Genomic DNA, 15,446 nt, shown 5'->3' on the forward strand with positions numbered 1-15,446 from the left:
TGCGCCGTGGTGGCCGTTCGAATCCGGTGGCGGGGCGTGCGGGGAGGTCGTTATGTTGGCGGGGCCGGCCGCGGGACTCCGGGGCGACTTCCGGGACTTGCCTCTAAAGCAAACATTTCGCTGTTCGCCCCCTCATTCCCCGGCCGGCTTCCGCATGTGCGTACCGCCTCGCGGAACACCACGGGGGATTCATCATGCCGACCGAGACCTTTGCCGACCTTGTCGCCGCCGAGGACGTGCTCCTGTTCGTCAACGCGGCGATCACCGCGACCGGCCAGCGCGAGTTCCACTCGCAGGCGTACCGGCAGCAGCTCTCGCTGGACTTCCTGCACGAGTACGTACGGGTCAACTACCGCCGGGTGTACGCCGCGTCGCTGGCCCTGGACATCAACGACCACAACGCCGTGCGCATCGTGCAGGGCCTGCTGGAGCACCCCGCCGACGCCTCGGCCGAGGAGAGGCGAACCGAGGGTCTGCTGATCGCGGCCAGGCTGGCGAAGCTGCCACCGCAACGGGTCTACCGGCTGTTCCGGGGGCTGCGGGCGGCCAGGGTCAACAACCGGCGCACCCGCGCGATCATGCGCGACTGGCTGGCCGGACGGCCGGATCCGGCGCACGACGCCGTGAAGTACCGCGCGGGGCTGAAGACCGCGGTCCGCCATGCCCATCTCCGGCTCGACGACGGCTTGGGGCAGGCGGGCGGGGCCCCGGGCGGCGAGCTGGGGGCCTTCCTCTTCCGGCCGGGGAAGCTGCCGCGCTACCGGCACCGGCTGCTCGACGCCTGGCGCCGCGCCCACTACGAGCAGGGCGCCGTCGGCGAGCTGCCGTTCACCGTCGCCGAGGGCTTCGCGGCCCGGCACGGCATGAAGCGCGAGGCGTTCCTGGAGCGGATGGTGCCCCGGATGACGCGGCTGGAGCGGCTGCGCACCCAGGGGCAGCGCAGCACGGCCGCCCCTCTGGAACTTCCGGCGGATGTCGATCTGACCGTGATGCCGCTGACCCGGCTCGCCCTGTACGTCCTGTCGTTCGGCACCGGGCTGCGCAGCCGCCACCGCACGGAGCTGACCCTGGCCCTGCGCACCGCCGCCCGCCGGGCGGCGGGACCGCATGCCGGGAGCTGGGGGCGGGTCGCCGCCGTGCTCGACGACAGCTACTCCTCGGCCGGTTCGGGCGAGAAGCGGCGGCGTCCGCTCGCGGTGGCGCTGGCCTGCCACTTCCTGCTGGAGGCCCTCGCCGCGCCCGGTGCGTACACCCCACTGTGGACGACCGGATCGATGGATTCGCTGCTGGTCAGGCCGTGGGGGCCGACACCGCTCGGCATTCGTGTCCTGGACGCCCTGGAGCACGGTCCGGACCGGCTGGTCATCGTGTCGGACGGCTGGGACAACGCCCCGCCGGGGCTCGCCGGTGAGGTGCTGCGGGTGTGGCGGACCAGGCTCGATCCGGACCGGCGCACGGCGGTGGTCCATGTGAACCCTGTATACGACGCGGACGGTTTCGACGTCCGGCGGCTGGCTCCGAGCGTGCCGACGGCCGGGATCCGGGACGCGGAGGACCTGCCCGCGCTGGTGGAGATCGCGCAGTTCTCCGAGGGCCGCACCGGCCCCGCCGAGCTGTACGCGTACCTGGACCGGCAGGTCGCCCGGTTCGTGCACGACGACCCGTCGGGAGGACCGCTGTGAACAGGCTCGAACTGACCGGGCTCACCGCCCGCCCGGCGCAGGTGTGGGGCGGCATCCGGCTCGTACCGCTGGTGCGCGAGAGGCCCGTCGAGGGGCTCCGGCTGCACCGGGAGGTGTACACGGGGTACGGGACCGGCATGGTCGAGGTGGGTCCGCGCACCCACTACACCTCGTACATCCCGCACGGTTTCGTCGCGGACTGGGCGGGTGAGGGGGCGAACACCGCCGCGTACGGGACGCAGTTGGCCGCTCAGGGCGGGAGCGGCTCGCAGAGCACCCCGCCCAGGACGCTCACGCTGCCGCGCCACCGTCACCACCGCCTGGCCAAGCGGCAGCCCGGGAACCGGCTGCGCTTCCTGCCGCTGCACCTCGCGATGGAGGGCTATCTCGCGCTGCACTTCGGCGGGCCGTCGACCGCCTGGGAGGAGTGGTCGCGCCAGGCGCTGCGCGACGGGCTTTCGCCGCGCGCCGAGGACGCGTACCTGGGGTGGTCGGTGCGCGGGCTGGGCGACGCGTTGAGGGCGTTCGAGATCCATCCCGGCCAGTGCGGGGTGATGGTGTACACGGCCGACGCGCTCGCCGCCGCCTTCGTGGTCCCGCATCCCGACGACTACCGCCTGCTGCACCCGACGCTCGTCCAGGACCTGTACGGGGAGCTGGTCCACCAGTACGCGATGTACGGCGCACCGGTGGCCGACTTCGGGGCCCGGATCCCGGACGGCCCCCACATGCGGACGCTCGCCGATCTGCGGGCCGCCGCGCGGGAGCAGGAGCGGGAGTGGGGCGAGACGCACGACACGCTCTTCGCGCGGGAGCTGCTGGACATCTCGTACGCCTTCGACCGGGTGTACCGGATGGGGTCGTTCACGCTGTGGCGGTTCCTGCCGCCGTTCCTGCGCAACCGGGACGGGCAGCACATCGGCGAGACGATCACCGACCACAAGGGGCAGGTCGCCTACCTGAAGACGTTCCGGCTGTCCGAGGCACAGATCCGGCGCGGGCATCTGCTGCAACGGCTCGCCGAAGCGGACTGGCTGCTCCCGCGGGCGGCGGTGGCGCTCGGCACCACCCCGGAGGAACTGGTGCGGCGGATCCGTGCCGCCGGCTTCGAGTCGCTGCTCCGGGACCGCGGCAGCCGGTAGCGGCAGCCCACGACCGTCCCGTCTTACGCAGGAAACCTCGGTAACACGGGGTTCACACGAGGGCAACGGTCGGGAAATCGCGCCTTGCGAAGCTGCGCTGCATAGACCGCAGCACCCGCAAAGGATGGGCTTCCGTGACGTTCAAGGCTGAGTACATCTGGATCGACGGCACCGAGCCGACCGCCAAGCTCCGTTCCAAGACCAAGATCATGCCCGGGACCCCGTCGTCCGACGTGGCCGAGCTGCCCATCTGGGGCTTCGACGGGTCGAGCACCAACCAGGCCGAGGGCCACGCCTCCGACCGGGTGCTGAAGCCGGTCTTCACCTGCCCGGACCCGATCCGCGGCGGTGACGACGTCCTGGTCCTGTGCGAGGTCTTCAACATCGACATGACCCCGCACGAGACCAACACGCGTGCCGGACTGCGCCCGGTCGCCGAGCAGTTCGGCGGCCAGGAGCCGATCTTCGGCATCGAGCAGGAGTACACCTTCTTCGACGGCGACCGTCCGCTCGGCTTCCCCGTGGGCGGCTTCCCGGCCGCGCAGGGCGGCTACTACTGCGGCGTCGGCGCGGACGAGATCTTCGGCCGCGAGATCGTCGAGAAGCACCTCGACAACTGTCTGAAGGCGGGCCTGGGCATCTCCGGCATCAACGCCGAGGTCATGCCCGGCCAGTGGGAGTTCCAGGTGGGCCCGCTGGCCCCGCTGGAGGTCTCCGACCAGCTGTGGATCGCCCGCTGGCTGCTCTACCGCACCGCCGAGGACTTCAACGTCTCCGCGACCCTCGACCCGAAGCCGGTCAAGGGCGACTGGAACGGGGCGGGCGCGCACACCAACTTCTCCACCAAGGCGATGCGCGAGGGCTACGACGCGATCATCACCGCCTGCGAGTCGCTGGGCGAGGGCTCGAAGCCGCTGGACCACGTCAAGAACTACGGCGCGGGCATCGACGACCGGCTGACGGGCCTGCACGAGACCGCCCCGTGGAACGAGTACAGCTACGGCGTCTCCAACCGCGGTGCCTCGGTCCGTATCCCGTGGCAGGTAGAGCAGGACCAGAAGGGCTACATCGAGGACCGTCGCCCGAACGCGAACGTCGACCCGTACGTCGTCACGCGGCTGATCACCGACACCTGCTGCGCCGCGCTGGAGAAGGCCGACCAGGTCTGATCCCGCGGCACCGCACGTACGAGGGGCGCCCGCCGCACAGCCGGTGGGCGCCCTTCGGCGTGCCCGGGACGGTGCATCCCCAACCGCCGCAAGCGGGTTGAGGGATGCGGGTGAGGAACGTAACGCAAAAGGTCCGTATCGACGGGTGAGAGAGGTCTGCTCCCCCGCCCTGTTCTCTGGTTCAATGGGGGCATGGCCAGCATCCAGCACACCTCGACAGGTCGCAGCGACCTCGAGCCGTTCTGGCCCTCCCGTCAGCATCACGACTTCGACCGGGTGTGTTGCCGCGCGTTGAACGCGCAGGCCCTCTAACACCGCTCACCCCGGTCTTCGGTCCGCGCGCACGAAGCAAGTCCGTCCACAGACGACTCCCTCGCGCGAAAGAGCTGACCCTCATGGCGAACACCCGTACTTTCTCCGCCGCAGTCGCTGCCACCGCAGCGCCGTCGACGACCGCTGCGACCGCTTCCGCCCGTCCCCTCTCCCCCAACCGGCCCCGTCTGCGAGCCGTGGATCCGGACGAAGTCGTCCGGCCTGCCGACGTCTCCGCGTTCCTGACTCCGGGCGCGACCTGGCTGCCCGCGCCCCAGCACACCCTGCCGGCGCTGCCGGGCCGGCCGCCGATGGTCGGTTATCTGGTGCTCATCCCCGCCGACCAGCAGCCGGCCATCGCGGCCGCGGCCGCCCAGTACGTGGTGCCCGAGGTGCTGGAGGACGAGGGAGCCGGGCCTGTACGGATCGACTCCGTCCAGCGCACCGCCGCGGTGAACGGGAACACACTCGACCTCACCTACCTGGAGTTCGAGCTCCTCGCCCATCTGGTGGCGTACCCCCACCGGGTCCACACCCGCGACCAGTTGGTGACCACGGTCTGGGGCTACGGGCACGTGGGCGACGGCCGCACCGTCGACGTCCACATCGCCCGGCTGCGCCGCAAGCTGGGCGCCAAGCACCGCCGGTCGATCCAGACGGTGCGGCGCGTCGGCTACAAGTACGTACCCTGACCGCACACGAGGTGGGCCCCGGCTGCGGTACGTACCGCAGCCGGGGCCGACTTCGCTCGTCCGGGATCAGCCGTGCGTCACCTGGGCCGCCGCGGGAACACGCTCCGGCTCCGGCTCGCTGTGGTCCAGGTCCGGCAGGCGGGTCAGGGCGCGCGGGGTGCGCCAGTTCCGCTCGCCCAGCAGCGCCATCACGGAGGGCAGCAGGACCATCCGTACGATCGTGGCGTCCAGCAGCACCGCGACGGCCAGGCCCACGCCCATCTGCTGCATGTCCTGCATCGACAGCGTCCCGAAGACCGAGAACACCGCCACCATGATCACGGCCGCACCGGTCACCGCGCCGGCCGTGCGCCGGATGCCCTCGTCGATCGCGGCCCGGGTGGAGAGACCGCGGCCATGGGCCTCGCGGATCCGGGAGACCACGAAGACGTGGTAGTCCATCGAGAGCCCGAACAGGACGACGAGGACGAACAGCGGCATCCAGGACTCGATGGCACCGACCCCCTCCGAACCGATCAGCGAGGCGCCCCAGCCGTGCTGGAACACGGCGGTCATCACACCGTAGGCGGCGGCGACCGAGAGCAGGTTGAGCAGGATCGAGGTCACGGCGATGACGTAGCTGCGGAAGCAGAACAGCATCAGCAGGAAGGTCACCGCGGTGATGAAGAGGAAGACGGGCGCGATGCCGCGCTTCAGCTGGTCGTTGAAGTCCACCGACCCGGCCACCTCACCGGTGACATAGGCCCGCGCGCCCGTGCCGTCGAACGCGGCCGGCAGCCGGTCCTCCCGCAGTTCGGACAGACCGGCCTCGCCGCCGGGCAGCGGTACCTCGATCTCCGCGACGTTCTGCGCCCGGTGGACGGTCACCTTGTCGAAGCCGGCGAGCGCCTTGCGTACGGCCGGTGCCTCGATGTCGTCCGCCTCGACGACCACCTGGGCGGGGGCGGGACCGCCGGGGAACGTCTCGCTGATGTGGCGGTGGGCGACCGACAGCTGGGAGTCCGATCCGAACTGCTTCTCCAGGCCCAGCGACTCGGTCTTCATGCCGAGGGCCGGCGCGGCAAGCACCAGCAGGACGACGACCGAGGCGGCGGCGAAGAACTTCGGCCTGGCCAGGACGGGCCGCAGCAGCCGGCCCGCGAACCTGCCGCTCTCCTTCCTGCCGCGCTTGTCGCGGCGGTTCAGCAGCGGCACCCGTCCGGAGTCGATCCGGTCGCCCAGCCAGGAGAGCAGTGCGGGCAGGACCGTCACGGAGCCCATCATGGCGATGAAGACCACGATGATCGTGGCAAGGGCGAAGCCCTTGAACAGCAGGAGTCCGGACAGGAACATGCCGGCCATCGCGACCATGACGGTCAGCCCCGACACGAGTACGGAGCGGCCGCTGGTCGCCGCGGCGATCCGCAGCGCCGTCTCGGCGTCGCGCCCCGCGGCCCGCTCGTCACGCTCACGCCGCAGGTAGAAGAGGCAGTAGTCGACGCCGACGGCGAAGCCCATCAGGAACATCACGGAGTACGTGGTCTGGAAGAGGTGCAGCTGGTGGCTGGCGAGCGAGAGCAGGCCGAAGGCTGCCAGGCACGCGGTCAGTGCGAGGCCCACGGGCAGCAGGGCCGCGACCACGGCGCCGAAGGCGACCAGCAGGATGCCGAGCGCCAGGGGCACGGCGGTGAACTCGGCCTTCTTGAAGTCCTCGGAGAGCAGATCGCCGAGCCACTTCCCGGCACTGGCCTCGCCGAACTGGTGGACGGTGACGTCCGTCCGGGCCTCCTGGACCCCGGCCACGGCGTCCAGGACGGGCTGCACCCGGTCGGCTGAGGTGGCCGCGTCGCCCTTCATCTCGAAGGTGATCAGTGCGTCCTTGCCGTCCTCGGAGGCGACCGGCTTCGCGAGGTCCGTCACCTCACCGGTCTTCCCGAGGGCCGTGGACAGCTCCTGTGCCGCCTTCCGCCAGCCGTCGGGCTCGGCCGACGACACCATGACCAGTTCGCCCGCCCGGTGGCCGAGGCCGGCGTCGGAGAGGATCTGCTCGGCGCGGGCCGAGTCGCCGGCGCCGTTCTCCGCGTTCGTCATCTCGACCATGCCCGACGCGCCGCCGATGCCCGCGGCGAGTACGACGAAGAGCAGCCAGCCGAGAATGGCTGTCTTGCGATGGTGCGCGCTCCACACACCGATACGTGCCGCGAGATTGCGCCTCATGGCGTGTTCGCCCCCTGATGTAGACGTCGGACCGGACACCACCGAATCTAGGAATCCCGGGCCCGCGGCCCCAGCCGTCGAGACCCCCTCTCCGCGGGACGTAGGGCGAGGTCACGGGGGTGGTGCTGGGTACACCCCCGCCGGGTGGCAGAACGGCTGACGTCCTCGGCGTCCGACAGGCCAGACTGGGGCACGGACCGGTGCCGGCACGACGGCTCGGCAAGCCGGCGAGGGAAGGGGACCAGGATGAAAGCGGAGCAGGGACGGATAAGGGCGGCGCTGCTTGCAGCGGGGCGCGGGCTGGTGCTGTCGATCGCCTCGATGGCGGGTTCGGTCACGCTCTTCGTGCTGACGGTGCTCTCCATCGCCTTCATCCCGCTGGGCATCGGCCTGGTCACCACCCCGCAGGTGCTGGCGGCTGTCCGCAAGCACGCCAATCAGCGCCGTCTGCTGGCCATCACCTGGTCGGACGTCCGTATCCCGGTCCCGTACCGGCCGCTGCCGAAGGATGTGCGCAGCGGGTTCACCGGGCAGGTGGAGCGGACCACGCTGATGCTGAAGGACCCGGCGACCTGGCGGGACATCCAGTGGATGCTGGTCGACATGACCGCCGGTTATGTGGTGGCGGTGCTGGCCGCGGCGCTGATGATCTACCCGGTGGAGGGCTTCGTCCTGGCGGCGGGACTGTGGCGGGTCTTCACGGACGACCGGTACTGGTACGCGTTCGTCCCCGTCGACAGCCAGGCGACGGGCCTGGCCGCCGCCGCGCTCGGGGTGGCGCTCTTCGCGACCGGTGTGGCGCTGAGCGAACGGCTGCTGCGGGCACACTTCGTGATCGCCCGTTCGGTGCTGGCCCCCACCCATGAGCAGGAGCTGGCGCTGCGCATCGACCGGCTGACCGAGACCCGGCACGAGGCGGTCGACACCGCCGCGTCGGAACTGCGGCGCATCGAGCGGGACCTGCACGACGGGGCGCAGGCCCGGCTGGTCGCCATGGGCATGAACCTCGGCACCATCGAGGCGCTGATCGAGAAGGACCCGGCTCAGGCGAAGAAGCTGCTGGCGACGGCCCGCGCGTCCTCGGCCGAGGCGCTCACCGAGCTGCGCGACCTGGTGCGGGGCATCCACCCGCCGGTCCTCGCCGAGCGAGGCCTCGGGGACGCGGTCAGGGCCCTGGCGCTGCGGCTGCCGATCCCGTCGGATGTGGACGTGGAGCTGGACGGCCGGGCCGAGGCCCCGGTCGAGTCGGCGGCGTACTTCGCGGTCAGCGAGGCCCTGACGAACGCGGCGAAGCACTCGGGAGCGGACCGGATCTGGGTGGACCTGCAGCACGTCGGCGGGATGCTGAGGATCTCGGTCACGGACAACGGCAAGGGTGGTGCGGTGACCGGAGAGGGCTCGGGCCTGAGCGGTATCGAACGCCGGCTCGGTACATTCGACGGCATCATGGCCGTCAGCAGCCCCGCGGGCGGTCCCACCATGGTGACCATGGAGATCCCTTGCGAGTTGTCCTAGCCGAAGATCTCTTCCTGTTGCGCGACGGCCTGGTGCGCATGCTGGAGGCGTACGACTTCGAGATCGCGGCCGCCGTCGAGACCGGGCCCGAACTCACCAGAGCACTCGCCGAGTTGGAGCCGGACGTCGCCGTCGTCGACGTCCGGCTTCCGCCGTCCCACACGGACGAGGGGCTCCAGTGCGCCCTGGCGGCCCGGCGGGCCAGGCCGGGGCTGCCGGTGCTCGTACTCTCCCAGCACGTCGAGCAGTTGTACGCGCGCGAGCTGCTGGCGGACGGCAACGGGGCGATCGGGTATCTGCTGAAGGACCGGGTGTTCGACGCCGACCAGTTCATCGACGCGGTACGCCGGGTCGCCGCGGGCGGCACGGCGATGGACCCTCAGGTGATCTCGCAGTTGCTGTCGCGGCGCGCGCAGGACAAGCCGATGGGCGGGCTGACACCGCGGGAGCGGGAGGTCATGGAGCTGATGGCCCAGGGCCGTTCGAACGCGGCGATCGCCTCGCAGATGGTGATCACGGAGCGGGCGGTGGCCAAGCACACCTCGAACATCTTCGGGAAGCTCGGCCTGCCGCCCTCCGACGACGACAACCGCCGCGTTCTTGCGGTACTCGCGTATCTGGATCGCGGCTAGGAGGTGGCCGGCGGGGCGGTGAGGTGCAGCGTCGTCGCCCCGAGGTACGGCTTCGCCCTGGATTCCAGCACCTTGACGCGGACCGCCGAGGCGGTGACGGCTGCGGGCAGCGGCAGGATGCGCTCGTGGCCGATGGTCGTGCCCTCGGCGATCCGCTGCCACACGCCGTCGATCCTGGCCTCCACGGCGAACCTCTCGACCCGCTGACCGTGCCGGATGTCCTCACGGACCGCCACCCGGTCGAAGGTGTACGGGCCCGGGCCCTGCGTGCGTACATCGGAACCGTAGATCCGGCGCACGTCGTTGCCGAAGGCGGTCAGTGACGCGACGTCCGCGTCCGCGATCCGGCCGTCGGGAGCGGGTGGGACGTTGAGCAGGAGCGAGGCGTTGCGGCCGACGCTCTTCTCGTACAGGTCCACCAACTGCGCTGCGGTCTTGGGCTGTTCGTCCTCGTGGTAGAACCAGCCGGGCCGGTTGGAGACGTCTGCCTCGGCCGGGTACCACTGGAGGAAGTTGACGGCCGGGTCGAGGAGCTTGGCCCGGGAGCCGATGTCGGCGTCGGTCGAGTCGTTGGGCAGGCTGCCGAGTCCCGTCCACGGGTCGGTGGTGTGCGGGGTGACGCTCCACTCGGTCTCCCGGGCGGTGCCGGACTCGTTGCCGACCCAGCGGACGCCCTGCGGGCCCTGGAAGACGACGGTGTTCGGCGAGAGCGCCTTGACCATGTCGAACCACTGCTTGACGTCGTACTTCTGAGTGATGCCGGAGCCCGACCACGGGTTGGCGCCGTCGAGCCAGAGCTCCTCGACCGGACCGTACTGGGTGAAGATCTCGTAGAGCTGGTTGAGGTAGTACGCGTCGTAGTCGTCGGCCTGCACCTTGAAGGTGGGCAGCTTGCCGCTCTTCACGCGGGCGGCGCGGTCGTCGCCGGGGACGAGCGTGGGAATCGTGCGCTCGGTGACGGCGCTGCCGTTGCCGAAGCGGCCCTGGCCGGCGGGGGCGCGGTCGCCGTCCGCCAGCGCCATCCGCTCGGGCAGGCTCAGCGGTTTGCCCTCGGCCTGCTTGGCGCGGATCTTCTCGACCCACTCGGCATGCCAGGCGTGCGGAAGTTCGGCGCCGTCGGAGGGCGAGAGGTAGAGGCCGACCTTCAGGCCTGCCTTGCGGGCAGCCTTCACATAGGCGGCCACGACATCGGGGCTGCCGGGGCTGAGGGCGACCGAGTGGTCGGTGTAGCGGCTCGGGTACAGGACGAAGCCGTCGTGGTGCTTGACGGTCAGCATGACCTGTTCGACGCCGGCAGCCTTGTAGGCGCGCATCCACTGGTCGGCGTCGATGCTCTTCGGCGCGAAGAGCTTCTCGTCCTCCGTACCGGAACCCCATTCACGGTCGGTGAAGGTGTTCATGCCGAAGTGCGTGAAGGCGGTGACCTCCCGCTGCTGCCACGCCAGCTGTCCCGTCGTGGGGACGATGTTCGCCGCCTTCTCGATGATCCGCTCGGGACTGTCGCACGCCTCGACCGTCATCTGCGAGGCGGGTCTCACGGGCGCGCTGCACGGGGCGGCGGGCGTTGCGGATCCCCGGGGTGCGGACTGCTGCGCCGTGGCCTGTACGGGGACGAGCGCGGCGGCGGCCGCCAGTGCGATCGCGCTGAGCACATGGGTGCGTCGTGCCATGGTTCCCTCCCATTCACGACCACGAGTGGTCGGATCTATTGGGTGCCGACGCGTGCATGCTGCCGCAAGAAGTGGCTCCCGGGAAGGGTTCGCGCTACATACGTCCTATCTCTCGTACGTAAAAGTCCAAGCCCGCAGCTGTTGCGGTCAGTCACAACTGGCCGCGGTCGCCTGATACTTGGCGCCCGCCAATTCCCTCTGCCGTTGAACGGACCGCGCACCGGCGCCGTATGGAACGTCACGCTTCTCCCCCGCGAAGCCTGAGGAGTCCGAGGAGTTCCATGGGACGCACATCGCGCAAGAAACGCTCCACCCTGGCCAACCGGGCGATCATCGCCTCGGCCGCACTGATCCTGGGCGGGGGTGGGCTGGCCGCGGTCAACGTCTACGCCTCTGCGGGCGAGGGCTCGTCCGCCCCGTCCCACGGCCGGAACTGGCAGCCGGTCCGCCAGGCGTCCACCATCGACTGCCCCGAAGTGGTCAACGAGATCCCCGAGGTGCCCGATCCGGCCCGGGCGGAGGTCGACCGCGAACTGGCCGCCATGGACACCCAGATCACCGATGCCTACCGGGAGTTCGCCGACCGCAAGGACAGGATGGCCAGGGATCCACAGCTCGCCCGGAATGCCGTTCTCGACCCGCTGAAGGCCCGGCGGGCCGCCAGCATCGACCGCATCGCGACCGCCATCGGGCGCAACGCTCAGCGCCCGGAGCGGCTCGGCTCGCTGGCCCCGTGCAGTCTGCGCGCGGACGACGATGGGGGCGACGAAGCGGACGGTCCCGCCGACGACCCCACGAACGAGCCCACGGACGAGCCCGCGGACGACGGTTCCGGCGGCGACGGAAACGGAACCGGAGACGGTGACGGTGACGACCAGGACCAGGGCGAGGACCAGGACCAGGACCAGGGCGGCAACGGCCCCGAGGACTCCGACTTCGTCGACATCCAGTCCGTCCAGCCCAACGTCGACAAGCCCGCCCGGCTCCGCGGCGCCTCGCGCGGCACCTTCACCACCGAGTGCGGGCGCAACCAGAACGGGAAGTTCAACCCGGACAACGTCATCGCCGCCCCCGGTGTCGGCAACGGCGCCCACCACATGCACGACTACGTCGGCAACCAGGCCACGGACGCCTTCTCCGGCGACGACGACCTGGCGGCCGGGGACACCACCTGTCGCAACCAGGGCGACCGGTCCACGTACTACTGGCCCGTGCTCCGCCTGCAGAACGGGGCGACGGAGAACGACGCCGACGCCGACGGCGGGGGCAAGGACCAGAACACCGGGGAGATCCAGACCCCGTCCCAGGTCACGCTGAGGTTCGCCGGGAATCCCACCGGGAAGGTCACGGCCATGCCGCGCTTCCTGCGCATCATCACCGGCGACGCCAAGGCGTTCACGAACGGTGATGCCAACGCCAACGCCTCCTGGAGCTGCACCGGATTCGAGGACCGGCAGCTCAAGGACAAGTACCCGATCTGTCCGGAGGGCAGTCAGGTCGTGCGTTCCTTCGCCTTCCAGAGCTGCTGGGACGGCCGGAACACCGACAGCGCGAACCATCGCACCCATGTGGCCTTCGCGCAGGACGACGGGAGGTGCCCGAACGGCTTCCGGGCCATTCCGCAACTGGTCCAGCGGATCGTGTACGACGTGCCTCCGGGGCCCGGGTTCGCCGTCGACTCCTTCCCGGAGCAGCTGCACAAGCCCGTCACCGACCACGGCGACTTCATCAACGTCTTCGACGACAAGCTGATGCGGAAGGCGGTGAACTGCATCAACGACGGGCGGAAGTGCCGCTGATCCCCACCTCTGCGGTAAACCGCCCCCGCACACCTGCGCGGTCAGCTCCCGCGGTGACCGGAATGCACTGCCTCGCTCCCCCCACTGCCGCCACTTCCCGAGTGGTGCGGCGAGGCAGTCTCCACGGTCCCCCCGAGCCGGCCGCGCAGAGCCGCGATCACCGCGGCGTCCGAGACGGCGACCCACCTGCGGCCGACCAGGTACGAACCGCCGTAGTCGTTGGCCTCGTTGATCCATTCCCGCTGGCCGCGGTCGGTGGCGAAGGTGGCCAGCACATAACGTCCGTCGTCCGTGGTGCAGTTGGCCTGCCGCAGCTCCTGCGCGTCGGTCTGGAGCTTCGGCTCGCAGTGTGCCTGTGCGGCGAGTTCCTCCAGTGTGCCGGTGGCGGTCGGCGGGACTCCGGTCCCGTCACCGCCACCGCTGCATGCCCCGAGCAGGGCCAGGCCCACGCAGCCGGCCACGACGGCAGCCAGGCGCCGCGCATCCCCTGGCCGTCGCGTCCCGCGCTGCGTCATCATCCGGCCATCGTGCCGCTTCGGGCCGGGTCCCGGCAGCCGAACAGGGGAAGCCCTCGCGGGGGCGAGTGGGCGGGAGGCCCCGCACACCACCCGGGGTGACCATCGCACGATTCGCTCGTTCTGCTGAACGTGCGCCCACTGTCAGAGGTACCGTCAGCCGCCGCCGGGTTCGATGCGGGGCAGTCCGAGGCCTCGCTCGTCGAGCACTACCCGCGGCTGGCCCGGCTCGGCTATCTCGTCCTGCCGCACTCGCTGAGCCGCGACCGGCGCGTTCTCACGGCCCACGCGCTGGCCCAGCGGTCCCTGCAGGCGGCACGCAGAGCCGGTCCGGCGGGCGGCGGTGCCGTTCCGCTGCCGCGCCGTCCCGGCCGCGCGGAGATGGCCGATCCGGGGTACGCGTATGTCCGCCGGCAGGTGCTGCGGGGCGCACTGGCGGCGGGTCGGCCGTTGCGCCTGCGGCGGCGGCCGCGTCGCGCCCAGTTTCCGCCCGTCCTGCCGCTGACCTGGGGCCTCCGGCTGTTCCCGCACTCCGGTGGAGCCGGTGAACTGGCCCTGGAAAAGCGGCTGTCGGCGGTGAGCGGCGCGGCACGGGCCGCGTTCGTCCTGCGCGGCCTGGAGGGGCTGGCGGACTGCGAGGTGCGGCGGGTGCTGTCCGACGCGGGGGTGGCCGATCCGCATGCGGCGCTGATGGAGGCGGACGGGGTGTCGGCCCCCTACGCGCTGCTGGCCTCACCCGGGTTCGACCCCTGTTCGCTCCAGGCCCGGCCGCCGGATCTGCCGCGCCGCCGCAGATGCGTGCGGGCGGCACTGGCCGGCGTCGCCGCTCTGCTGGTGTGCGGGGCGCTGTTGGGCCTGCCGGGCGAGGGCTGGGGCCGTGGCGACCTGTCCGCACCCCTGTACGCGCGCAATCCTGCCGCCGAAGAGGCCCTGGATCCGGGGGCGTTGCGGAGGGTGCCCGCGCTGTTCTGGCAGCACTCACCGCGTACCGACTTCACCGCCTGGCCGACCCGAGGCGACCGCACCGAGGACACCCGGCTGCTGCGGCGGGCGCTGCGGGTGTGGGCGCGGCCGGGCGGCGGTGTGCGGACGTCGGCGACGCCGCGGACGCCGGAGGGGCCGCCGATGGGGGCGCCGCAGCTGCTGTACGCGGGCGAGGTGGGCGCGTCCGCGGTCGTGCTGTTCCACGACGGGCTGCGTGTCGTGCGGTACGCGGAGCCCCGTGACGCCGATCCGTCCGAGGGCGCGGCGCTCGACTTCGCCCGGGTCGACGGGGCGGACATGACGTCGGCGGGCGCCCTGGTCGTGGGCCGTGCGGGGGGCGTGGTCCGTTATCTGACGGCGCCCTGGGTGCGGCAGGTGCGGGTGCGGGATCTGCTCGCCCCGGGGCGGGCGCCGCGCGCGCTGCCCCGCTCCGCCGACGGAGTGACCGGTCCGCTGACCAGCTCGGCGACCGCACCCGGCTGCCGGTCCTGGTACGCCGTCGAGCTGGCCGACGAGGCGGCGGTGCGGCTGGTGACGGATCTCGGTGAACTCGCCCCGGTCCGGCTGACCTCGGGCCCTCCGGCGAGGCCGCACGATGTCTCGGGGCGCGCCGAGTACGCGAGCTGGGCCCGGACCGCCTGCCTGCTGTCGGCCATGCGCTCGCACGGGGTGCGCACGGTGAACTCATGGGTGTACGCGTCGCAGTCGCTGCCCGAGGGGAACGGCACGGCCCAGTGGCTGTGCACCCGGGCGGAGACCTGGCGGGGCACCGGGAGCAGGGTCCTTGCCCAGTTCCAGGCCCCGTCCGGGCGGCCACCGGGGAGCAGGCCGCCGGGAGTGGTCGCGGCGCGCGGCGAGGACTCGCCGGACTGCGGGGCGCGCTCCCCGCAGGTGCTGGCGGGCGTGCTGTGGAAGTCGCGCGGCGGCCGGTGGTACGTACTCGCGGCGGGCAGCGAGCAGTTCGCGTCGCTGGCCACGTCCGGCGGGGTGAGCGGTAGTACGCGGGGGCGGTTGCTCGCGGTGCCGGCCGGGGCGGGCGACCGGGCGCAGCTGACCGGGCGGCTGGCGGACGGCAGCCACGTCGGGGCGCTGCGCTGAGCGCACCGGGGCGGCGGCCGGATGTGGGCTCAGGAATTCG

11 protein-coding genes are annotated in these 15,446 nt (G+C 71.4%); 8 read left to right on the forward strand and 3 right to left on the reverse strand.

What is annotated here, in order from left to right; genetic code table 11:
* Window positions 1–194: 194 nt before the first annotated feature.
* The 4 genes from SH922_RS10700 (at window position 195) to SH922_RS10715 (ending at window position 4,997) form a co-directional block, all read left to right on the forward strand.
* Window positions 195–1,682 (forward strand): hypothetical protein, encoded by a 1,488-nt coding sequence (locus tag SH922_RS10700; protein WP_393057297.1) that lies wholly within the window; start codon window positions 195–197, stop codon window positions 1,680–1,682.
* Window positions 1,679–2,824, forward strand: coding sequence for a hypothetical protein (locus tag SH922_RS10705; protein ID WP_393057299.1), 1,146 nt, complete (start codon window positions 1,679–1,681; stop codon window positions 2,822–2,824). Before SH922_RS10700 ends, SH922_RS10705 begins: the two co-directional genes overlap by 4 nt.
* 134 nt (window positions 2,825–2,958) lie before the next feature.
* A complete protein-coding gene (gene glnII / locus SH922_RS10710) occupies window positions 2,959–3,993 on the forward strand; it encodes a glutamine synthetase (RefSeq protein ID WP_393057301.1) in 1,035 nt (344 codons plus the stop codon).
* Window positions 3,994–4,388: 395 nt separating this feature from the next.
* The gene (locus tag SH922_RS10715) at window positions 4,389–4,997 is read left to right on the forward strand and encodes a winged helix-turn-helix domain-containing protein (protein ID WP_393057303.1); all 609 of its coding nucleotides are present in this window, start codon (window positions 4,389–4,391) and stop codon (window positions 4,995–4,997) included.
* A 66-nt stretch (window positions 4,998–5,063) separates the two neighbouring features.
* Here SH922_RS10715 and SH922_RS10720 read toward each other — a convergent pair whose 3' ends face one another.
* Complete coding sequence (locus SH922_RS10720; protein ID WP_393057305.1) at window positions 5,064–7,193, reverse strand: MMPL family transporter; 2,130 nt, start codon at window positions 7,191–7,193, stop codon at window positions 5,064–5,066.
* Window positions 7,194–7,439: 246 nt separating this feature from the next.
* Here SH922_RS10720 and SH922_RS10725 point away from each other — a divergent pair, with 246 nt between their 5' ends.
* Both SH922_RS10725 and SH922_RS10730 read left to right on the forward strand, forming a co-directional pair.
* Window positions 7,440–8,708 (forward strand): sensor histidine kinase, encoded by a 1,269-nt coding sequence (locus tag SH922_RS10725; protein ID WP_393057307.1) that lies wholly within the window; start codon window positions 7,440–7,442, stop codon window positions 8,706–8,708.
* The gene (locus SH922_RS10730; RefSeq protein ID WP_393057309.1) at window positions 8,693–9,340 is read left to right on the forward strand and encodes a LuxR C-terminal-related transcriptional regulator; all 648 of its coding nucleotides are present in this window, start codon (window positions 8,693–8,695) and stop codon (window positions 9,338–9,340) included. The genes SH922_RS10725 and SH922_RS10730 overlap by 16 nt, the downstream gene beginning before the upstream one ends.
* On the opposite strand, the gene SH922_RS10735 is transcribed toward SH922_RS10730, so the two are convergent.
* On the reverse strand, window positions 9,337–11,010 hold the full coding sequence (locus tag SH922_RS10735; protein ID WP_393057311.1) for an alpha-L-fucosidase: 1,674 nt from the start codon (window positions 11,008–11,010) through the stop codon (window positions 9,337–9,339). The two genes, SH922_RS10730 and SH922_RS10735, sit on opposite strands and share 4 nt — an antisense overlap.
* Before the next feature lie 281 nt (window positions 11,011–11,291).
* On the opposite strand from SH922_RS10735, the gene SH922_RS10740 reads away from it, so the two are divergent.
* The gene (locus SH922_RS10740; RefSeq protein ID WP_393057314.1) at window positions 11,292–12,809 is read left to right on the forward strand and encodes a DUF1996 domain-containing protein; all 1,518 of its coding nucleotides are present in this window, start codon (window positions 11,292–11,294) and stop codon (window positions 12,807–12,809) included.
* Between the two features lie 41 nt (window positions 12,810–12,850).
* On the opposite strand, the gene SH922_RS10745 is transcribed toward SH922_RS10740, so the two are convergent.
* The gene (locus tag SH922_RS10745) at window positions 12,851–13,324 is read right to left on the reverse strand and encodes a hypothetical protein (protein WP_393063519.1); all 474 of its coding nucleotides are present in this window, start codon (window positions 13,322–13,324) and stop codon (window positions 12,851–12,853) included.
* A 132-nt stretch (window positions 13,325–13,456) separates the two neighbouring features.
* Here SH922_RS10745 and SH922_RS10750 point away from each other — a divergent pair, with 132 nt between their 5' ends.
* A complete protein-coding gene (locus SH922_RS10750) occupies window positions 13,457–15,406 on the forward strand; it encodes a hypothetical protein (protein ID WP_393057316.1) in 1,950 nt (649 codons plus the stop codon).
* Window positions 15,407–15,446: the final 40 nt, after the last annotated feature.

Source organism: Streptomyces sp. LN549 (assembly GCF_043203805.1).
Taxonomy (GTDB): Bacteria; Actinomycetota; Actinomycetes; order Streptomycetales; family Streptomycetaceae; genus Streptomyces.